We start from the raw sequence: 19,796 nt of genomic DNA on the forward strand, positions 1-19,796 counted from the left end.
CGAGGATGCCGGATCAGCGCCTGCGCAAGCAGATTCACCTCGCCGCCCACTTTCCGGGCGTCAACCACCACACCGTCTGGACCGACCCGGACTCGGGCAGTCAGATCGACTTCGACTCCTTCGTGCACCTGGCCCGCACCGCCGAACGCGGTCTGTTCGACTTCTTCTTCCTCGCCGAGGGGCTGCGGCTGCGCGAGCACCGGGGCCGCGTCCACGACCTGGACGTGGTCGGACGGCCCGACACCTTCACTGTGCTCAACGCGCTGGCCGCCGTCACCACCCGGCTGGGACTGGCCGGGACCATCAACACCACCTACAACGAACCCTTCGAGCTGGCCCGGCAATTCGCGTCGCTGGACCATCTCTCCGGTGGGCGCGCGGCCTGGAACGCGGTCACCTCCTCCGACGCCTTCACCGGCGAGAACTTCCGCCGCGGCGGCTATCTCGACCACGCCGATCGCTACACCCGGGCGGCCGAGGTCATCGACGCGACCCGGGCACTGTGGGACAGCTGGCCCGCCGACACCCTGGTGGTCGACCGGGAGCGCGGCGTGTTCGCGCGACCGGTGCCCGAAATAGAGTTCCGCAGTGCGCAATTCGAGATCGAGGGGCAGTTCGTGCTGCCGCGCGGTCCGCAGGGGTATCCGGTGCAGATCCAGGCCGGGGACTCCGACGAGGGCCGGGAGTTCGCGGCCGCCAAGGCCGACGTCATCTTCAGCGCGCACGGCGAACTCGAGGACGGGCAGCAGTTCTATCGCGACGTGAAGGATCGGCTGGCCAAGTACGGCAGGCAGCGCGACGAACTGAAGATCCTGCCCGCCGCCGGGTTCGTGCTCGGCGACACCCCGGAGCAGGCGCAGGACAACGCCCGGCGCATCCGCCGTCAACAGGTCACCCCGCAGACCGCCATCGCCTTCCTCGAACAGATCTGGGGCCGTGACCTTTCCGGTTACGACCCGGACGGCCCGCTGCCCGACATCGATCCGCTCGACGACGTGAACATCACCCGCGGCCGGGTGCGCCACGCCCGCGACCCGCGCGCCGTGGCCGAGGACTGGCGGGCCCGCGCTGTTGCCGAGAACCTCTCGATCCGCGAGCTGATCATCGAGACCACCGCGCGCCAGCAGTTCGTCGGCACGCCCGCACAGGTGGCCGCCGAGATCGACCGCTACGTGCAGTCCGACGCCGCCGACGGCTTCGTGCTGGTCCCACACCTGACCCCCGGCGGGCTCGACGAATTCGTCGACCGCGTCATCCCGGAACTGCAGTCCCTGGGCAGTTTCCGCACCGAGTACACCGGTTCGACCCTGCGCGACCACCTCGGTCTGCGCCACCCCCATCAGCACGGCACCGAAGGAGTACGCGCCTCATGACCGCTATCGCCACCGAGTACGACCAGCAATGGGCCGCCTTCCGCACCGAACGCGACACCTGGGCGCGCCAGCCGCTGGGCTGGCTGAGCCTCACCGGGCTGCACTGGCTCGGAGCGGAAGACGAGACCTTCGAGGGGCTGCCCGGGCGCTGGCGCGCGGACGGTGAGCACGTCCACGTCGCCGTCGAATCGGGTGCGGCCCTGCGACTCGACGGTGAAACGCTGAGTGCCGACACGGTTCTCACCCCGGGGGAGGGCAAGCCCGGCCTGGAGGTGCACACCGGTGACCGTGTCATCGAGGTGATCCGCCGCAGTGGCCAGTTCGCCCTGCGCGTGCACGATCCGGCCGCGCCGACGCTGGCCGCCTTCACCGGAATCCCGGTGTACCAGCCGGATCCGCGCTGGGTGGTCTCCGCCCGCTACGAGGCGTTCGAGGTGGCCCGCGTGGTGACCACCGGCGCGGTCGTCGAGGGGCTCGAACACCACCACACCGCCACCGGCACCGTCACCTTCGAGCTCGACGGCGCGACGCACCGGCTGGTGGTCTTCGGCACCCACACCCTCGGACAGCATCTCCTGATCACCGACGGCACCAGCGGTGTCACCACCTACGGCGGCGCGCGTCGTCTCGATGTGCCGCGGCCCGCCGCCGACGGCACCGTGGTCCTCGACTTCAACCGCACGGTCAATCTGCCGTGCGCCTTCACCGACTACGCCACCTGCCCCGTCGCTCCGCCGGAGAACCGGCTCCCGGTGGATGTCGAAGCGGGCGAGCGGGATCCGCGCAAAGAGGAGCAGGCGTCATGAGCGTTCCACTATCGGTCCTCGACCTGTCGCCGATCAGCGCGGGCTCGACCCCGCAGCAGGCGCTGCGCAACACCATCGATCTCGCGCAGCACGCGGAATCGCTGGGCTACCACCGCTTCTGGGTTGCCGAGCACCATTTCGTGCGGGTGGCCAGCTCATCGTCCACCACGCTGATCGGGCTGATCGCCGCCGCGACCTCGTCGATTCGGATCGGTTCCGCCGCAGTGCAACTCGGCCACCACACCTCCGCCGCCGTGGTGGAGGCGTTCGGCACCATCGACGCCCTCTACCCGGGTCGCCTGGATCTGGGTCTCGGCCGCTCCGGGCATCGCGGTGATCAGGTGCGTTCCGCGGGCGTGCCGCCGGTGCCCGCGCCGGTGCGCCCCACCGAGATTCGCGACGGCGTGGTGATTCCACCGCCGTTCATCCCGGGCCAGCTGCTCGACTTCTCCAGGGTGAAGGCCGGTTTGGGGGCGCTGCACCTGCCGGGCGCGCAACCGCTGCCCTACACCGAGCAGGTCGAGGAGATCCAGGCCCTGCTGGACGGCACCTACGTCACGCCGGACGGGGTGGAGCTGCACGCCGTTCCCGGTGAGGGCGCGGACATCCAGCTCTGGCTCTTCGGCAGCAGCGGCGGCGAAAGCGCCCGCCTGGCAGGCGAATCCGGACTGCCGTTCGCCGCGAACTACCACGTCTCACCCGGCACCATCGTGGAGACGGTCGAGGCCTACCGGGCGGCCTTCCGGCCCTCCGAGCGCTTCCCCCGCCCCTACCTGGTGGTCTCCGCCGACGTGGTGGTCGCCGAGGACGATGCCACCGCCCAGCGTCTCGCGGCCAGTTACGGCCACTGGGTCTACAGCATCCGCAGCGGTGCGGGAGCCGCGGACTATCTCGACCCCGCCACCGCCCCGCCGCTGTCCGACCAGCAGCGCAAGCTGATCGACGATCGCCTGACCACCCAGTTCGTCGGCTCCGCGGCCACGGTCGCCGAACGCCTCGAGGCGCTGCGAACCCTCACCGGTGCGGACGAACTCCTGGTCACCAGCGTCACCTACGACCACCAGGACCGGTTGAACTCCCACCGGCTGCTGGCCCGCGAGTGGGGGCTGCGCCCGCAGTCCCGAGCCGCCTGAACTCCCGCCGCCTGCCGAGGGAAGGGGACTCCACGAGGCAGGCGGCGGGACTCCGCCCGCGCGCAGGGCCTCGCGCGCGGGCGGAATCGATGCCGGGCCGGACCGTGGGCCGTCCGGCCCGGCATCCACCCCCGATCAGCTGGTCTGCGTACCCGACCAGCCGTAGCTGAAGCTGTGCCCCTTCGAGGAACAGGTGATGCCGCCGCGCCCGCCACCGTGGCAGGTCGCGCCCGCGTAATCGATGGTCGAGCCGTAGCCGACCGGCCCCTGACCCAGATCCCGGCTGTCGGAACGGCCGTGCGGGCCGAACACGCCGAAGGTCGGGTGCGCGGGCAGGAACGAGACGTCGATGGCCAGGTCGGTCACCGGAATCATGTTCAGCCACTTGGCGACACCGGGCTGGATGTCACATCCCACATTGCCGCTCTTGTCGATCGAGCAGAGCGAATCGGTCGATGAGAAATAGGCGGTGTCACCGATCAGGTAGTCCGCCACGTTGACCTCGTCCTGCGGACTCGCGGCGGCAATCCCGTTGCCCGTCAACAACACTGCTGCTGCGCCCGCCGCAATGACGAAAATCGAACGAAAACTCATAGTTCACCTTTCAGGTCACTCACATGCCGAGGTGGCTCGAATATCGCTTGCCCAGACTAACGGTCTGCCAAACCGCCGGCGGGGGGTAATGCGCGCCGGAAAGGAGGACCATTCGTGCCAAAGTGCCCCGGACAGCGACGATCCCCGCCGGCGTGGCCGACGGGGATCGCGGGTTTGAGTGACTAGCGGGCGGTGCGGGTGGCCCGGCGCATGGCCGAGAGCGGATCGGCGTAGAAGACGCTGACCGAGGTGACCGCGGCCGCGAATTCCTGCACCCGGCCGCCGAAACGGCTGATGCGCAGATCCGCCGCGGGCAGCGTGGTCGATTCGGCGAACGCCTTGGCGACCCGCTCCATGCCGGGACGGTAACCGGTGAAGGCCTGCCCGCCCAGTACCACCCGATCCGGGTTGAACATGTCGCGGACCAGAGCGGCTGTGCGGCCGAGGATTTCGGCGCGCTCGAAGAGCAGGTCGGCCGCGGCGGTATTGCCGGAGTCGGCCGCGCGGTAGAGGTCGGTGATGACGGGACGACGGGGGGCCTCGGGCTTGGGCAGCACACCCTTGCGGACGGCGCGCTCGAGCAGCGCGCGCTCACCGATGGTGGCCTCCAAGCAGCCGCGCCGGCCGCAGATGCAATCGGCGTCGGAACCGGTGGGCAGGTGGGCGATGGAACCCGGGCCGTTGGCGGGCGTGTGCACGCGGTCGTGCAGCGTCACCGCGACCCCGGCGGTCTCCCGGGCATAGACGAAAAGGCTGCTGCCGGGCCGGGTTTCGTCGCTGGGCTCGCGGGTGGCGAGCAGCAGCTCGGCCGCCGCCATCGCCTCCACGTGCGCGGAGACCGACACCGGCAGATCGAGCACGCTGCTGAACACCGCGGCCACCGGGGCGGCCGTCCAGCCCAGGCGGGGATGGTCGACGACACCGGCCGCCGGATCCACCCGGCCGGCCAGCGCGACACCGGTCCACAGCGGACGACGGCGCGGCAGACGATCCAGGAACGCCTTGGCGCTGCGAGCCACTATGGTCAGCGCCGCGTCCTGACCCGTTTGGGGCGTGGCGATCTCGAGTCCGCCGAGGATCCGGCCGGACAGGTCGGCGGCCACGATGCGGGTCACGGTGAACCCGATGTGCACGCCGAGGGTGACGAAGGAATCGGTGTCGACCTCGAACGGCACCCGGGGGCGGCCGACCGCGCCGGAAGCGGTCAGGTCGGCGCGTTCCCGCAGCAGACCCGCCGAAAGCAGCGACGACACTTGGCGATTCACGGTCGCGATGCTCAGCCCGGTGTTCTGGGCGGCGACATCGCGGAAGATGGGACCCCGGGTGGCGGCGCGAAGCACCGCGGCGGCGGGATTGTCGGTGATGCGAAGTTCCGGCGGGACGGCCGGACGGGCGGGAGCCAGTCGAGCCGTCGGAACGGTGGAACTGAGCGGACGATCGATGGTGGGGCTGGACATATATATCGAGTCCTTGCTGCGGTCCCGTCGGCTAACGGGACAAATTGCCTACATGAGGGAATCAGCGGTGCAGCGAAGAGCCCTGATCCAACGAATCAGAGAAATTACTCGGCTGCGCGACGGCAGGGACAACAAAGCTCCCGTTGCCGCGGCAGCCGAACGCCCAGCGCGACGGTCACGTATGTGACCCGTGCGGCTTGGGGGCGGTTGGCAGACATGGGATCAAATTAGCATTCCGCTCACGCCGAACGGAAGTTTTCCGCGAAGCTCCGGGCGCCCCACGCGCCATGGGGCGCCTCGGGGGGAAACCCTCCGGAGTACCTCCATTCTGATCGAATCTTTTGCATCAGTTGATATTTCACGCCACGAAGCGTCTCGAGCGTGGTGGCGCGCGGCGTGACGCACGCCACTGCGCGGTCCCACATCTCGAGAATCGCGCCTGGTCCGAGCACACTCCGCGCACCCAGCCCCGCGCACGCATTCCGATCAACGTGATTCCAAGCCTCGAGTTCGACCACGAAGGTGGCGTAATAGGCCGATTCCCCGCCGTTTCGGCAGGCCGCGCCCGGGTCCGGGCGGCGGATTACCTCACCGCCCGCCCCCGTCCCCGGGTGAGCTCACCCGGCCCCCGCGCGGCCGCCGATAAAGTACGGAAACCGCAGGTCAACGGTGGAAAGGAGATGAGGTGTCACCGGAACCGATCCCGCTGCACGCGTCTTCCAAGGGCGCTGCCTCGAAGGGCGCCAGCATCCGCCGGGCCGATCGCGCCCGTCAGGTGGCGGACGTGCTGCGCCAGCAGATCCACGGTGGCGCGTTCGAGGACGCGCTGCCGTCGGAGGCGGAGCTGACCGCCGAATTCGCGGTGTCCCGCAATACCGTTCGCGACGCCCTCGCCCTCTTGAAGGACGAGGGCCTGATCGGGCGCGCGCCGAAGGTCGGCACCCATGTGGCGCAGCGCAAATACGATCACGGCCTCGACGCCCTGCTCGGGCTGAAGGAGACGCTGCGCGGACACGGCGAGGTCCACAACGAGGTCCGCGCCGCCACCCGGGTGCTACCGCCGCCCGCCGTCGCCCGCAAGCTGCGCCTCGCGCCCGGCGAGCAGGCCGTCTACATCGAGCGCCTGCGCTACCTGGGCGACCTGCCGCTGAGCCTGGATCTCACCTACCTGGTCCCCGATATCGGCGACGAGGTCATCACCCGCGACCTCGAGACCAACGACGTGTTCGCGCTCATCGAGCAGATCAGCGGCGGCCCGCTCGGCTCCGCGGATCTCGCCCTGGAAGCCATTACCGCCGACGCGCATTCGGCCATGACCCTGCAGATGCCGGAGGGCGGCGCACTGCTGCTGCTGGAACGGCTCACCAAACTCGAGGACGGCCGCCCGGTCGACCTGGAATACATCCGGATGCGCGGCGACCGGATCACCATGCGCGGCAGCCTCACCCGGCCGCCCGAGCGCACCGACTGGAGATTGATCTGATGACGAAGAGGCTGATCTAGATGGCTCTGGTCAACCAGCGGGCCGATGTTCCCGTGACCATCGACGAATCGCTCTGCATCCAGGGCTGCACGCTGTGCGTGGAGATCTGCCCGCTGGATTCGCTGGCGATCAACCCCGACAACGGCAAGGCGTTCATGCACGTCGACGAGTGCTGGTACTGCGGCCCCTGCGCGGCCCGCTGTCCCACCGGCGCCGTCACCGTCAACATGCCCTACCTGCTCCGCTGAGGAAAACCCCATGAAGCTTCACCCCGCCCGCCTGTCTGTCGCCGCGATCGCCGCCCTCCTCGCCCTCACCGCCTCCGGCTGCTCGCTGGAGAACACCGGCGGCGGTGACACCATCAAGGTCGTCATCGGCTACCAGTCCAAGACCATCAACACCGTGACCGCCGGAACCCTGTTGAAAGCCAAGGGATTTCTGGAGCAGCGGCTCGACAAGCTGAACAACGGCCACAAGTACCAGGTGGAGTGGCAGGACTACGACACCGGAGCGCCCATCACCGCGCAGATGGTGGCCGAGAAGATCGACATCGGCTCCATGGGCGACTACCCGCTGCTGATCAACGGCTCCCGCACCCAGGCCAACGAGCGCGCGCAGACCGAATTCGTCTCGGTCACCGGGTACAACCCCAAGGGCGCGCTGAACATGGTGGTGGTGCCGCCGGATTCCAAGGCGAAGTCCATCAACGACCTCGCCGGACAGAAGATCTCGACCAGCGTCGGCTCCGCCGGGCACGGCACCCTGGTGCAGGCGCTGACCCGGGCGGGCATCGACCCCAAGAGCGGCGTCGAGGTGCTCAACCAGCAGCCCCAGATCGGTTCCTCCGCACTGGAATCCGGTCAGGTCGCGGCGGTCTCGCAGTTCGTCGCGTGGCCCGGGCTGATGGTCTTCCAGAACAAGGCCAAGCTGCTCTACGACGGCGCGGAACTGAACGTGCCCACCTTCCACGGTGTCGTCACCCGCCGCGATTACGCCAAGCAGCACCCCGAGGTGCTCGACGCGTTCCTACAGGCGCAGATCGACGCCACCGACTACATCCACCAGCATCCGCTCGACGCGGCCGAATCGGTCGCGAAGGACACCGGGCTGCCGCCGGAGGTGGTGTACCTCTACAACGGTCCCGGCGGCACCTCCTTCGACGTCACGCCGAAGCCGTCGCTGATCACCGCGTTCAAGGGTGATGTGCCGTACCTGAAGTCGATCGGCGACTTCGCCGACCTCGACATCGACAAGTTCGTCGATCCCACCGCGCTGCGACAGGTGTACAAGGAGCGCGGGCTCAACTACGACGCCGAACTGGCCAACACCGCCAACCCGCTGCCCGGTGCGGGCGGTGAGCTCTGGCTCGAGGGTGCGGACGCCACCCAGCCGGTGGCCGACCCCACCGCACTGCTGCGCGCGGTGAAACAGGCTCGCGCGGAAGGCAAGAAGGTGCGGGCCGCCTACGTGCCCGACTCCGAACTCGGCACCCGCTGGTTCGCCGACAAGGCGTTGTGGGTGCACGACGGCGACACCTACCTGCCCTTCACCACCGACGCCGCGGTGCAGCGCTACCTCGCCCAGCACCCGAGCGGCAAGGTCGTGAGCTACGACCAGGCCGTGACCGAGGTGCGGTCGTGAGAACGACGCGGTCGGCCGCCGCGACGCGCCGTGACCTGCGCAACGCCGACACCGACCGAAAGGCCCTGCGCAACAGCGTGTTCGGGCGTGGATGCCGCCATCTCTCGGAGTTCGCCGCACCGGTCCCGGCCGGGGACGCGCTCACCGTCTCGATTGCGACCTCGCTCGATACGACCGCGACCTCACCCGAGGTGGCGGTGTCCGAGCGCGGGGCGGCCGCGTCGCGGCCCGTGCCGGCGGACTTCGGTCCGGCGGACTCCATGGGTGAGGAGGTACCGCGATGAGCGCGACCACCATTGCGCCACTGGAGATTTCGCGGGCCGATGCTCCGGTCGCGGTCGACCTGGTGCGGCCACGCGGCGGGCGGACGGTATGGACCTCGCGGCTGGTGCGGCTGCTGTCGGTGCTCGTCGCGGTCGGCCTCTGGCAGTTGCTGACCTCCCGGCACATTCGGCTGTGGGTGCGCTTCGACACGCTGCCGACCGTCACCCAGATCGTGCACGCCTTCCAGCATCAGCTGGGCACCGACACCTACTATCTCGACCTCGGCCAGTCGCTGGTCCGCATCCTCACCGGTTTCGGCCTGGCCGCGGTGCTGGGCGTGAGCAGCGGTGTGGCGCTGGGGCGTTCGCGCTGGTTCGCCGACATCCTCGGACCGCTCACCGAGCTGGCCCGGCCGATCCCGGCCATCGCCATCGTGCCCGTCGCCATCCTGATGTTCCCCGACGACGAGGCCGGGATCGTGTTCATCACCTTCCTGGCCGCCTACTTCCCGGTCATGGTCGCCACCCGGCACGCGGTGCGCGCCCTGCCGACCATCTGGGAGGAATCGGTGCGCACCCAGGGCGGCACCCGCTGGGACGTGCTGTGGCGAGTCGTGCTGCCCGGCAGCCTGCCCGGCGTGTTCAGCGGCCTGTCGGTCGGCATCGGCGTGGCCTGGATCTGCGTGGTGTCCGCCGAAATGATCTCCGGGCGACTGGGTGTCGGCTACCGCACCTGGCAGGCGTACACCATCGTCGACTACCCCGGCGTCTTCGTCGGCATCATCACCATCGGCGTGCTCGGCTACACCACCTCCGCCGCCGTGGAACTCATCGGACGCCGCGTCACCCACTGGCTGCCGCGCGGACAGGAGACGGTGAAATGACCACCGCCGGAATCGGTTTGAGCCTCGATCGGCTGCGTCTGTCCTACACCGGCGCACCCGTCATCGCCGACCTGACCCTCGACGTGCGGCCCGGTGAGATCCTGATCCTCACCGGACCCTCCGGCTGCGGCAAATCCACCGTGCTGCGCGCACTGGCCGGACTGCTGCGCCCCGACGCCGGCACGGTGCGCGCCGACGGCGCCGAGGTGACCGGCACCGACCGCGACCGCGCCGTCGTCTTCCAGGACAACGCGCTGCTGCCGTGGAAGACGGTGCGCGCCAATATCGAACTGGCACTGAAACTCCGGGGCGAACCCCGGACCGGGCGCCGCGCGCTGGCCGACCGCTGGATCGAGGAGATCGGGCTCACCGGCTTCGCCGACTTCCTGCCCAAATCGCTGTCCGGCGGCATGCGGCAGCGCGTGCAGCTGGCCCGCGGCCTGGCGGGCGCACCCCGCTCGGTCATGATGGACGAGCCGTTCGGCGCGCTCGACACCCAGACTCGAAACACCATGCAGCGCTTGCTGATCGAGACCTGGAGCACGCATCCCACCACCCTCGTCTTCGTCACCCACGATGTGGACGAGGCGCTGCAGCTCGGCGACCGCATCGCCGTGCTCGGCCGCGCCGGGGAACCGCTGCGCGCCGTCCTCGACGTCCCCCGCCCGCGCGAACTCGGCGTCGACCGCACCGAGATCCGCGCCGAAATCATTACCGCCCTGGACCATTCGGGCGATCTCACGGAGGTACCGGCCTGATGGAAATTCCCGACCTCGCCGACACCACCCGCCTCGACTGCGATGTGCTGGTGATCGGCGGCGGCACCGCGGGCACCATGGCCGCACTCACCGCCGCCGAAGCCGGTGCCCGCGTACTGCTGCTGGAGAAGGCGCACGTCCGCCACTCCGGCGCGCTGGCCATGGGCATGGACGGCGTCAACAACGCCGTCATCCCCGGCAAGGCCGAACCCGAGGACTACGTCGCCGAGATCACCCGCGCCAACGACGGAATCGTCAACCAGCGCACCATCTATCAGACCGCGACCCGCGGTTTCGCCATGGTGCAGCGGCTCGAACGCTACGGCGTGAAATTCGAGAAGGACGCCTACGGCGAATACGCGGTCCGCCGCGTGCACCGCTCCGGCTCGTACGTGCTGCCCATGCCGGAGGGCAAGGACGTCAAGAAGGCGCTGTACCGCGTGCTGCGGCAGCGCAAGATGCGTGAGCGCATCCAGATCGAGAACCGGCTGATGCCGGTGCGCGTCCTCACCGAGAACGGCCGCGCTGTCGGTGCCGCCGCATTGAATACGCGCACAGGCGAATTCGTCGCCGTCGGTGCGAAGGCCGTCATCCTCGCCACCGGACCGTGCGGCCGCCTCGGCCTGCCCGCCTCCGGCTACCTGTACGGCACCTACGAGAACCCCACCAACGCGGGCGACGGCTACGCCATGGCCTACCACGCGGGCGCGGAACTCTCCGGCATCGAATGCTTCCAGATCAACCCGCTCATCAAGGATTACAACGGACCGGCCTGCGCGTACGTGGCCAATCCGTTCGGCGGCTACCAGGTCAACGCGCTCGGCGAACGCTTCGTCGACTCCGACTACTGGTCCGGCCAGATGATGGCCGAGGTCAAGCAGGAGATCGAATCCGCCCGCGGGCCCATCTATCTCAAGGTCTCGCACCTGCCCACCGAGACCCTCGACGCCCTCGAAGGCATCCTGCACACCACCGAGCGACCCACCCGCGGCACCTTCCACGCCAACCGCGGCCACGACTACCGCACCCACGACATCGAGATGCACATCTCCGAAATCGGTTTGTGCAGTGGGCATTCCGCGTCCGGCGTCTGGGTCGACGAGCACGCCCGCACCACCGTGCCCGGCCTCTACGCCGCCGGTGACCTGGCCTGCGTCCCGCACAACTACATGATCGGGGCGTTCGTCTACGGCGACCTCGCCGGTGCGCACGCCGCCGGGACCCTCGCCGACCTGCCCGCACCCGGCGACCTGCCCGCCGACCAGCTGGTCGCGGCCCACGAACTGGTCTACCAGCCGCTGCGCAACCCCGAAGGCCCGCCGCAGCCGCAGGTCGAATACAAGCTGCGCCGCTTCGTCAACGACTATGTGGCCCCGCCCAAGACGGCCACCAAGCTGTCGCTGGCCATCGAGACCTTCGACCGCATGCGCGAGGACCTGGCCGCCATGGGCGCGGTCACCCCGCACGAGCTCATGCGCTGCGCCGAGGTGAGCTTCATCCGCGACTGCGCCGAAATGGCCGCCCGCTCCTCGCTGACCCGCACCGAATCCCGCTGGGGCCTCTACCACGAGCGCGCCGACCTGCCCGAGCGCGACGACGTCGAATGGCGCTATCACCTCAACCTGCGCAAGACCGACGGCGGCGAGATGGAGTTCCTCAAGCGGCCGGTGGCACCGTATTTCGTGCCGGTCGCGGGCCTGGACGACCTGCCGTCGGCGGACAGCACCGTCATCCCGGTCGAGCAGCCCCCGCTCATCGGCACCCCGCCGAACCTGGGGGAGGAGCTGCGCACGGACGGTGTGATCACCCCGGGCGCCGCGAAAGCCGTTGTGGCACCGCGCATCGCGCTGGTGCTGAGCCTGGACGCGCCCGGCGTCGACGAACTCGCGGAGTTCCTCTCCGACGCCGACCCGCGGGTTCGCGCCACCGCGCTGTCGGTGCTCACCGAGACCACCCCCGACGGATTCGCCGACCCGCTGATCGCCGCACTCGGCGACGACGACGGCGAAGTGCGCGCCGAAGCCGTGGCGGGCCTGCGGGAGCTCGCCGAAATCCTGCCCAGCACAGGCGGTCTCGCGGCACACGCCGATTCCCCCGATCCGCTGGTGCGGGCCGCCGTCGTCGACCTGCTGCGCGCCTTGCGTTCCGGCAGCGCCGAACTGTTCGGCAAGGCCGCCGTCGACGCCGACCACCGGGTGCGGATCCAAGCCGTCCAGGCCCTGGTCTCCCTCGACGAGTGGACCGCCATCACCACCGCCGCGCACGACGACAACCGCGAGGTCCGCATCGCCGCCGCCCGCGGCCTGGCCACCATCGGCCAGGGCGGCGCGGACACCGTGCGCGACCTGCTCGCCGACCGGGACCCGCTGGTGCGCGCGGCCGCGCTGACCGCGCTCAGCCGCCTCGGTGACGACGCCGACCTACCGGTGCTGACCGCGGCCCTGAAGGATTCGGCCTGGCAGATCCGGGAGGGCGCGGCCCGGGGCTTCGCGTCTGCCGCTCCCGGCGGTGCGGCCCCGGCGCTGACCACCGCCCTGGCCGACATCCACCCCGACATCCGCAAGGCCGCCGTGCTGACCCTGAGCACCTGGCCCGAATCCGATGCCGCCCGTACGGCATTGGAGACCGCGCTGGCCGACACCGACGCCGACGTCCGGGCCTACGCGCGGCGCGCCCTCGCCGTGCACGCGGGCGCCTAACGGAAACCGTTGCGCGGCACGGGGATTGGAAGCCGTTGCGCGGCACCGAAATTGGAACGGAGTCGCGCAACGGCGGTCAGCTGCCGGGATGCAGCAGGCTGGCGGGCAGGTAATCGGTGGGAACCGGCAGCGGCATGCCGCGATCCACTGCCACACAGCTGACCGCCAGCAGCGGCCACGCGATGAACCCCTCGGGCTCGGTCCAGCGGCGTTCGGTATCCCAGAAGCGGCGGTGGAACTCCAGGCCCTCCACCAGTGCGGTGGCGAATTCGGCGGCATCCGCGCGGACCACAGCATCCAGGGCGCACAGCGCGGAATAGGCGATCAGCAGGTGATAGTCGTCCGCCGCGGCAGCCTGGGCGTCCACGGCCGCCTCGATGCCGTCGACGATCACCGTCTCGGTAGCGGGATCACCCGCCTGAAACCGCTGCCAGGCATCGAACCACAGGTACAGGCACTGCTCCATCGGCCGCTCGGTCCGGCTGGTCGCGGCCAGTGGATAACCCGTGACGCCGGGCGCGCCGAGCAGGAACGCGATGAGGTCGGAATCGCGGGTCACCAGGGCGGGCCACAGCGCGTTGAGCAGATCCGTGATCGTCGGCGGCGCGAACCGGCCCCCGGCCGCCGGAATCAACCACTGGGCTCCGGCGATGGTCGCGGCGATCGGGTCCTGCCCGGCGGGCCGCAGGAACGAGCGCAGGCGCGCGGTATGGGCGGCGGCCGTGTCCGCGATGGCCTCGCGCACCCCGGCGGATTCGCCCCGCGGGTCGTCGAGACTCAGATAGGCCGCGATATCGCGGGAAACCCAGGCCACATCGGCGAGCACGGCCGGTGGATTGCTCGCCAGGTAATCGGGCCGCAACGCGGTCCGCAGCACTCGCACCGCCCGGCCGAAACCGGCGTCGGTGGTGCGAATACCCGTGGGGAAGTGCAGGTCCCCGGCATTCAGGATGACGTGGCGATCCGTCATCGGGTGGCGATCACCGTTATTGCTGAGAGGTTGCGCACGACGCGACACTAGCCGACCCATCTGACTTGTGCATCGGTTGACGGATCAGTCGGACGCGATATCAGCGCTGCTCCGGGGCAGTGCGGAACAGACCCTCGACCGCCGTGATGAAGTACGGGAAGTGCGCGCCGAAACGATGCAGATCCCGATCGCCCTCGAACCCGCCGAACCAGTACAGACCGGGCCGGCCATCCGAGACCGGATTCAGGTCGCGGAACAGCCGCACCCACTGATCGGTGCGCCGCGCCGCCACCTGGAACGGCAGCGCCCGGGAGAACACCAGTTCCCGATCCGCATCCGGAACCCGCTGCGGCACAACCGCATCCAGCCCGCGCAGCATGGCCTGCACCCGGCTGGTCAGATCGCGGCCCAGCGCGGTCCGGGCGGGCAGATAGCGGGGGAGCAGCAGCGCCGCCACCCCGGCCAGCACGATCGCCACCCCCACCAGCGCATGCCGCTGCGCGCCGAAGGCCAGCACCGCGCCCGCCGCCACCCCCGCCGCGATCAGGGCGATGCCCAGCCAGAATTCGAGACCGCGCCGCGCCCGATCGACGAACACACCGGCCGCCACCGCATCACCGATCAGCGTCGCGCGCACCTGCGCCGCGGGCACCCGGCCGCGCCGCTCCGAGAGCAGCGCCGACTGCGAATCCTCCGGCAGCAGTGCGGCATAGACCGCCCGCTCGTACGCCGTGAGCTGGTCGTCCGGCGGATTCATCCGGGCGAAACGCCAATCGGCCTCACCCTCCGCGCTCACCCACAGGTAGTTGCGCACCGCCAGATCCACCACCGTCGCCGCCATGTCCGGCGCGTCGACGTGACCGTCCAGCAGCAGCCCGGCCGTCCCCGGCAGCACCCCGTCCGGCGAACTGAATCGCACCCGATCACCCTCGCGCAGCAGCGGATCGATGAGCTCGGACCCGCCGGACGCCGCCGCGGCCGAACGCCGCGACCACGCCACATAGCCCGCCGCCGCGGCCAGCGCGGCCAGCAGCACCCCGAACGCCGCCAGCACCGGGCCCGTCACCGAGAACGCGTTCGGCGAACTGTCGTCGTGCACATCGGCATTGGCGTGCACTGTGCTCGGCGGCAGCTGCAAGGTCACATCCAGCACATCGCCCTTGTGCAGATCCGTCTTCGTCAGATGTGCGAAACCGTCCGGCTCAACCCGAATATCCGCACAGTCCTGTGGATTACCGGGCGGGCCGACGGTGCACTTGGTGACACCCATGCGGAAGCTCGGGCTCGAGATGGTCGCGTCGATCGACGCCACATCGGTGTTGAGCACCCCGGTCCACTGGAAGACCTGTGCGCCGGAAGCATCACTGACCGTGTTGTGCACGGTGTACTCGAACGTCGACGTACCGGGCCGCGCCTCGACGGTGAACCGATCGTCGGCCACCCCGGCCGTGCCGTCACCGCTCGACTTCACATCGGTGACATCGAAATTGCGCTGCACGCTGTCGCTGACCTGCACGCGCAGTGGCAGCACCTGGCGAAACTCCCCGCCCGCCGGAACTTTCACGGTTTCGGTGACTCTCAGCAGACCGTCGTCACCGAGATTCACCTCCGCGGTGATGTCCACCCCGTCGGTCTGCGCCTGCGCGGCGGGCATCGCGAGCCCGGCCGCCGTCAGCAGCAGCCCGACGAGGGCGGCCCCCCGAAAAATCTGCATGGGTGGCACTCTAGCCAGCTTGCTATTCTTCCTCAGCGGCAAGGCGCAGGACTATGGAGCCGATAGGTTATCTCTGAGGAGCGAGGGGGTGCGGGGGATGACTCGCCCACCGTCCGATCACGGATCCACGCCTCCGGGGCAGCGCCCTTCCACACCCGGTCCGGGGCCCGAGGGGTCCGTACCCACGCAGGGCATGCCGCAGGCTCCCGGAAATTCGCCGTATCCGAACGCTTTTCCGGCGGTGCCGCCCGGACGGCCGGGTTATCCACAGCCGCAGGGAAATTCGGGCTATCGCGGTTATCCACAGCAGCAGAGTTATCCCCCTCAGCAGGGCACTCCGCAGTGGCCGGGTTATCCACAGCAGCAACAGGGTTTTCCGCAACAGCCGGGCTATCCACCGCGGCAAGGGTTTCCGCCGCAGTACGGATACGGCCAACCGCAGCCCGGATACCGCCCGCCCATGCCGCCGCCCGCCGCGTATCAGCAGCTGGGCGCCGTGCCGGGGGTCCGGCCCGCACCGCGCCGACGCGGACGCTGGAGCGCCCTGCTCGTCATCCTGGTCGTGCTCGTCACCGGTGCGCTGCTGCGGACCGCGCTGAACACCGGACTGCACTCGACCAACACCGGCAGCAGCGTCAAGACCACTTATGCACCGGATCAGGGCGACGAGAACCGCGGCGTCCCCAAGACTTCCGACAATCCGCTGCTCACCGACGACAGCTACACCCTGCTGCCCGCCAAATGCGCCTACAGCCCGTGGGGCACCCAGGTCGAGGTGGCGCGCAAGTTCTTCCAGACCGCCGCCGACTGCCTGGCGCAGGCCTGGAAGCCGTTGTTCGACAAGATCGATCTGCCGTTCCAGGCGCCCAAGCTCAACGTCTCGGCCGACACCAACGGCATCACCACGCTGTGCACCGGCAACAGCACCAACTTCGCGGCCTTCTACTGCTCGGCCGACATGACCATCTACCTGCCGATCAGCCAGTTGCAGACCGACCTGTTCGGCAACAATTGGGTGGTCTACCTGTCGGTGTTCTCCCACGAATACGGTCACCACGTGCAGGCGCAGGCCGGAATCCTCGGCAAGGTGCACCAGCAGCGCCGTGACGCGGGCTCGCGCAGCGACCTCGGCCTGGAACTCTCGCGCCGCACCGAACAGCAGGCCCAGTGCTTCGACGGCATGTACCTGTCGTCCTCCAACAACGGCGGCGCGCTCACCGGCGCCCAGGTCGGCGTGGCCCGCAACGACGCCTACCACCGCGGCGACGCACCCGGCGACATGCGCGACCACGGCACCTCACAGAACATGGGGGTGTGGTTCGAGGTCGGACTCGACAAGGACCGTGCCGCGCAATGCAATACGTTCAGCGTCCCCGCGAGCAAGGTGAACTGAACACCGGCGCAACGAACGAGCCCCCGCCGCGACTGCGACGGGGGCTCGAGTTTGTTCCGAGTGGGCTAGTGCCCGAACGGCTTCGGAGTGCGCTGCGTCGCATGTCCGTGCACGCCTTCGGCGTACGCGGTCTCCGCGTGCTCGGCGAAGTCGATGCCGCCGATCTCCTGCTCACGCTCCAGGCGGAACCCGACGGTCTTGTCGATCAGCTTGCCCAGCAGGTACGTGACGCCGAAGGCGAACGCCGCCACCACGATCACGCCCAGCGTCTGCTTGCCCAGCTGGCTCAGCCCGCCACCGAAGAACAGGCCACGCGGCCCGTCCGAACCGGTCATCACCCGCGCCGCGAGGAAGCCGATCAGCAGCGTGCCGACGATGCCGCCGACGAAGTGCACGCCCACCACATCGAGCGAATCGTCGTAGTTGCCCTTGAACTTCCAGCTCACCGCGAAGGCACACACCACGCCCGCGACCAGACCCACGACCACCGCGCCGAGTGTGCTGACATATCCACAGGACGGCGTGATCGCGACCAGACCGGCCACCGCACCCGACGCCGCACCGAACGTGGTCGGCTTGCCGTCGCGCCGCAGCTCCACCACCAGCCAGCCCAGCATGCCGAGGCAGCCAGCCACCAGCGTGTTCAGGAACACGGCGGCCGCGATTCCATTGGCCTGCAACGCCGAACCGGCATTGAACCCGAACCAGCCGAACCACAGCAGACCCGCACCCAACAGCACGAACGGCAGATTGTGCGGACGCATCGCGTCGACCTTGAAGCCCACGCGCGGTCCCAATACCAGCGCCATTGCCAATGCCGAAGCGCCCGAGGCGATCTCGACGACCAGGCCACCCGCATAGTCGAGTGCGCCGAAGTGCTGCAACCAGCCGTTCGGCGTCCAAACCCAGTGCGCGATCGGCGCGTACACGATCAGCGCCCACACCGGAACGAACAGCACCCACGCCGAGAACTTGGCACGATCGGCGATCGCACCGCTGATCAGCGCCACCGTCAGGATCGCGAAGGTCAGCTGGAAGGTGACGAACAGCAGCTCTGGCACCGCGGCCCCGGTCGTCGCGTCGACGACGTGCAGGGTGCCCGGATCGATACCGCTCAGCCCGATGTGGTCGAGATTGCCGATGACTCCGCCCGCGGCGTCGTCACCGAAGGCCAGCGTGTACCCGAACAGCAGCCATGCGACCGCGACCAGGGGAATCGAGATGAAGCTCATCATCAGCATGTTGAGCACGCCGGTCGAGCGCACCATGCCGCCGTAGAAGATCGCCAGGCCCGGCGTCATCAGCAGCACCAGGGCGGTGGCTGCCAGCAGCCAGGCGGTGGCCGCCGGATCGAGGTGGACGGCTGGGTTCATGCGGTAACTCCTTCCGCGCGATTCGCGTTGCGTGGAAGTTACCGAAACCTCACGTTTCGGCGCTGTTACAAAAATGAGGACTTGGATACCTGCCCGTAACAGGTCTAACTGCGGCGATCCTTGGCCTTGCGGGTCAGCACGCGCAATCCGCGCGGGCCGGGGACCGGATTGCCGTCGTCGAGGGCCATCCATTCCGCGGTCACCAGCCACTGCTGCTGGGCGCGGGCGTCGGCTGTGTCGTTGAACACCCGGCGACCCCGATCGTCGCGCAGTTCGAAGGCCAGCACCGACCAGCGCGGCGGGCGCTCGTGCTCGGCCACCTGATCGCGCAGATACGCGGTGACCAGTGCGCCGATCGCGTTCACCGGACGCAGCGACACCCGGTTGCCGAACCGGGCGGCATGGAAACGCCTTCCCGCGCAAAGGGATCGGGGCTCGGCGCTGTAGGCGATCCACCCGGCGCGCTGGGCGCGCTCGATGAGCCACAGGTGTTTGACGGCGGTGGGCGGGATATCGCCGACCCGATCGCGGATCAGCGCGACGATCGGTTCGGACAGCAGGATGTCGCGCCGGGTCGGGCCGGTGCCGTGTGCCGTCCAGTATTCGTCGGTGAGTTTGGCCAGCACCCGGCCGAAGTCCTCGATGCTGCGCTGCGCGCGGCGACCGAGACGTTCGATGCGGTCGGCCTCGGCGCGCATGTCGTTCTGCACGATGAGGGTGTCGATGGCCGCGAGCGTCGGCACCTGGCCGCGCTGCAGGAGTTCGAGGATCGCGTTGGCGGTGGCCGGATCGGCGGCCGCGGACACCGGCAGGCAGTCCCGCTTGATGTCGTAATCGGCCGGGTTGATCGCCCGGCTGAGCAATCCGACCGCGGCGGTGTCACCCGCGAATTCGGTGCTGGAGAGCCAGGCTGCGGCGATGTCGTCGTGCGACGGCACTGGGGTATTTCCTCCGGGAATTTGGTTGTGCCCCGGTCGGGATGAGGGACCGGCCGGGGCAACCAACCTGATGAAGGTTTGGCTACCGAAGTTGCCGATGTCCACGGTAGCCAAACGATTGCGATCTTGTGGCATCGATTGATGGGATCGTTATGTCCGCTCTGCGGAGTTGAAACAAAACGCAAGTCTGTATCTGGTGATGTGGCAGGTGAGCCGGGTGCGGCATTGGGGCCCGGAAAGACGCGCTAAGAATTTGCTGAGAGGATTGACGGGATTTCGAGTTCAGTCCGGTCGGTATCGAACAGGCCCGGGGACTG

17 protein-coding genes are annotated in these 19,796 nt (G+C 69.1%); 11 read left to right on the forward strand and 6 right to left on the reverse strand.

Translation table 11 applies throughout. The features are described 5' to 3' along the window. Positions 1 to 5: 5 nt before the first annotated feature. Genes OG300_RS33350 through OG300_RS33360 form a run of 3 tightly spaced genes read left to right on the forward strand, consistent with a single transcriptional unit; the run spans position 6 to position 3,312 of the window. The gene (locus OG300_RS33350; RefSeq protein ID WP_405487913.1) at positions 6 to 1,373 is read left to right on the forward strand and encodes an NtaA/DmoA family FMN-dependent monooxygenase; all 1,368 of its coding nucleotides are present in this window, start codon (positions 6 to 8) and stop codon (positions 1,371 to 1,373) included. Further along, positions 1,370 to 2,179 (forward strand): DUF1684 domain-containing protein, encoded by an 810-nt coding sequence (locus tag OG300_RS33355; protein ID WP_405487915.1) that lies wholly within the window; start codon positions 1,370 to 1,372, stop codon positions 2,177 to 2,179. The genes OG300_RS33350 and OG300_RS33355 overlap by 4 nt, the downstream gene beginning before the upstream one ends. Continuing rightward, positions 2,176 to 3,312, forward strand: a complete 1,137-nt coding sequence (locus OG300_RS33360) for an LLM class flavin-dependent oxidoreductase (RefSeq protein WP_405487917.1) — start codon at positions 2,176 to 2,178, stop codon at positions 3,310 to 3,312. Before OG300_RS33355 ends, OG300_RS33360 begins: the two co-directional genes overlap by 4 nt. Positions 3,313 to 3,447: 135 nt before the next feature. Here OG300_RS33360 and OG300_RS33365 read toward each other — a convergent pair whose 3' ends face one another. Together OG300_RS33365 and OG300_RS33370 are read right to left on the reverse strand one after the other, a co-directional pair. Next, positions 3,448 to 3,906, reverse strand: a complete 459-nt coding sequence (locus OG300_RS33365) for a hypothetical protein (protein WP_405487919.1) — start codon at positions 3,904 to 3,906, stop codon at positions 3,448 to 3,450. A gap of 182 nt (positions 3,907 to 4,088) precedes the next feature. After that, positions 4,089 to 5,363 (reverse strand): ROK family protein, encoded by a 1,275-nt coding sequence (locus OG300_RS33370; protein ID WP_405487921.1) that lies wholly within the window; start codon positions 5,361 to 5,363, stop codon positions 4,089 to 4,091. A 706-nt stretch (positions 5,364 to 6,069) separates the two neighbouring features. Here OG300_RS33370 and OG300_RS33375 point away from each other — a divergent pair. From OG300_RS33375 to OG300_RS33405, 7 genes are read left to right on the forward strand one after another with little or no spacing between them, the layout of a single operon-like run. After that, positions 6,070 to 6,846, forward strand: a complete 777-nt coding sequence (locus tag OG300_RS33375; protein ID WP_405498774.1) for a GntR family transcriptional regulator — start codon at positions 6,070 to 6,072, stop codon at positions 6,844 to 6,846. Between the two features lie 20 nt (positions 6,847 to 6,866). Next, on the forward strand, positions 6,867 to 7,094 hold the full coding sequence (locus OG300_RS33380; RefSeq protein WP_405487923.1) for a ferredoxin family protein: 228 nt from the start codon (positions 6,867 to 6,869) through the stop codon (positions 7,092 to 7,094). Positions 7,095 to 7,104: 10 nt separating this feature from the next. Further along, complete coding sequence (locus tag OG300_RS33385; protein ID WP_405487925.1) at positions 7,105 to 8,487, forward strand: ABC transporter substrate-binding protein; 1,383 nt, start codon at positions 7,105 to 7,107, stop codon at positions 8,485 to 8,487. Next, positions 8,484 to 8,771 (forward strand): hypothetical protein, encoded by a 288-nt coding sequence (locus tag OG300_RS33390; protein ID WP_405487927.1) that lies wholly within the window; start codon positions 8,484 to 8,486, stop codon positions 8,769 to 8,771. The genes OG300_RS33385 and OG300_RS33390 overlap by 4 nt, the downstream gene beginning before the upstream one ends. After that, positions 8,768 to 9,634 carry an ABC transporter permease gene (locus OG300_RS33395; RefSeq protein WP_405487929.1) on the forward strand — a complete coding sequence of 289 codons (867 nt, stop codon included), beginning with the start codon at positions 8,768 to 8,770 and terminating at the stop codon, positions 9,632 to 9,634. The genes OG300_RS33390 and OG300_RS33395 overlap by 4 nt, the downstream gene beginning before the upstream one ends. Further along, positions 9,631 to 10,392 (forward strand): ABC transporter ATP-binding protein, encoded by a 762-nt coding sequence (locus tag OG300_RS33400; protein ID WP_405487931.1) that lies wholly within the window; start codon positions 9,631 to 9,633, stop codon positions 10,390 to 10,392. The genes OG300_RS33395 and OG300_RS33400 overlap by 4 nt, the downstream gene beginning before the upstream one ends. Continuing rightward, positions 10,392 to 13,091 (forward strand): fumarate reductase/succinate dehydrogenase flavoprotein subunit, encoded by a 2,700-nt coding sequence (locus OG300_RS33405; protein WP_405487933.1) that lies wholly within the window; start codon positions 10,392 to 10,394, stop codon positions 13,089 to 13,091. Before OG300_RS33400 ends, OG300_RS33405 begins: the two co-directional genes overlap by 1 nt. A gap of 76 nt (positions 13,092 to 13,167) precedes the next feature. Here OG300_RS33405 and OG300_RS33410 read toward each other — a convergent pair whose 3' ends face one another. Then, the gene (locus OG300_RS33410) at positions 13,168 to 14,061 is read right to left on the reverse strand and encodes an immunity 49 family protein (protein ID WP_405487935.1); all 894 of its coding nucleotides are present in this window, start codon (positions 14,059 to 14,061) and stop codon (positions 13,168 to 13,170) included. A gap of 100 nt (positions 14,062 to 14,161) precedes the next feature. After that, a complete protein-coding gene (locus OG300_RS33415; RefSeq protein WP_405487937.1) occupies positions 14,162 to 15,775 on the reverse strand; it encodes a DUF2207 family protein in 1,614 nt (537 codons plus the stop codon). Between the two features lie 460 nt (positions 15,776 to 16,235). Between OG300_RS33415 and OG300_RS33420 the strand changes: the two genes are divergently transcribed. After that, complete coding sequence (locus OG300_RS33420; RefSeq protein WP_405487939.1) at positions 16,236 to 17,168, forward strand: neutral zinc metallopeptidase; 933 nt, start codon at positions 16,236 to 16,238, stop codon at positions 17,166 to 17,168. Positions 17,169 to 17,233: 65 nt separating this feature from the next. On the opposite strand, the gene OG300_RS33425 is transcribed toward OG300_RS33420, so the two are convergent. Next, positions 17,234 to 18,541 carry an ammonium transporter gene (locus OG300_RS33425; protein WP_405487941.1) on the reverse strand — a complete coding sequence of 436 codons (1,308 nt, stop codon included), beginning with the start codon at positions 18,539 to 18,541 and terminating at the stop codon, positions 17,234 to 17,236. A gap of 104 nt (positions 18,542 to 18,645) precedes the next feature. Beyond that, positions 18,646 to 19,479, reverse strand: coding sequence for a hypothetical protein (locus tag OG300_RS33430; protein ID WP_405487943.1), 834 nt, complete (start codon positions 19,477 to 19,479; stop codon positions 18,646 to 18,648). Positions 19,480 to 19,796 lie beyond the last annotated feature (317 nt).

The organism is Nocardia sp. NBC_00511, assembly GCF_045161165.1.
Classification (GTDB): domain Bacteria; phylum Actinomycetota; class Actinomycetes; order Mycobacteriales; family Mycobacteriaceae; genus Nocardia.

Excerpts from the sequence above, each read along its gene's own strand:
- OG300_RS33350 (WP_405487913.1), top strand. The coding sequence starts at position 6 with ATGCCGGATCAGCGCCTGCGCAAGCAGATTCACCTCGCCGCCCACTTT.
- OG300_RS33355 (WP_405487915.1), top strand. The coding sequence starts at position 1,370 with ATGACCGCTATCGCCACCGAGTACGACCAGCAATGGGCCGCCTTCCGC.
- OG300_RS33360 (WP_405487917.1), top strand. The coding sequence starts at position 2,176 with ATGAGCGTTCCACTATCGGTCCTCGACCTGTCGCCGATCAGCGCGGGC.
- OG300_RS33365 (WP_405487919.1), bottom strand. The coding sequence starts at position 3,906 with ATGAGTTTTCGTTCGATTTTCGTCATTGCGGCGGGCGCAGCAGCAGTG.
- OG300_RS33370 (WP_405487921.1), bottom strand. The coding sequence starts at position 5,363 with ATGTCCAGCCCCACCATCGATCGTCCGCTCAGTTCCACCGTTCCGACG.
- OG300_RS33380 (WP_405487923.1), top strand. The coding sequence starts at position 6,867 with ATGGCTCTGGTCAACCAGCGGGCCGATGTTCCCGTGACCATCGACGAA.
- OG300_RS33385 (WP_405487925.1), top strand. The coding sequence starts at position 7,105 with ATGAAGCTTCACCCCGCCCGCCTGTCTGTCGCCGCGATCGCCGCCCTC.
- OG300_RS33395 (WP_405487929.1), top strand. The coding sequence starts at position 8,768 with ATGAGCGCGACCACCATTGCGCCACTGGAGATTTCGCGGGCCGATGCT.
- OG300_RS33400 (WP_405487931.1), top strand. The coding sequence starts at position 9,631 with ATGACCACCGCCGGAATCGGTTTGAGCCTCGATCGGCTGCGTCTGTCC.
- OG300_RS33405 (WP_405487933.1), top strand. The coding sequence starts at position 10,392 with ATGGAAATTCCCGACCTCGCCGACACCACCCGCCTCGACTGCGATGTG.
- OG300_RS33410 (WP_405487935.1), bottom strand. The coding sequence starts at position 14,061 with ATGACGGATCGCCACGTCATCCTGAATGCCGGGGACCTGCACTTCCCC.
- OG300_RS33415 (WP_405487937.1), bottom strand. The coding sequence starts at position 15,775 with ATGCAGATTTTTCGGGGGGCCGCCCTCGTCGGGCTGCTGCTGACGGCG.
- OG300_RS33420 (WP_405487939.1), top strand. The coding sequence starts at position 16,236 with ATGCCGCCGCCCGCCGCGTATCAGCAGCTGGGCGCCGTGCCGGGGGTC.
- OG300_RS33425 (WP_405487941.1), bottom strand. The coding sequence starts at position 18,541 with ATGAACCCAGCCGTCCACCTCGATCCGGCGGCCACCGCCTGGCTGCTG.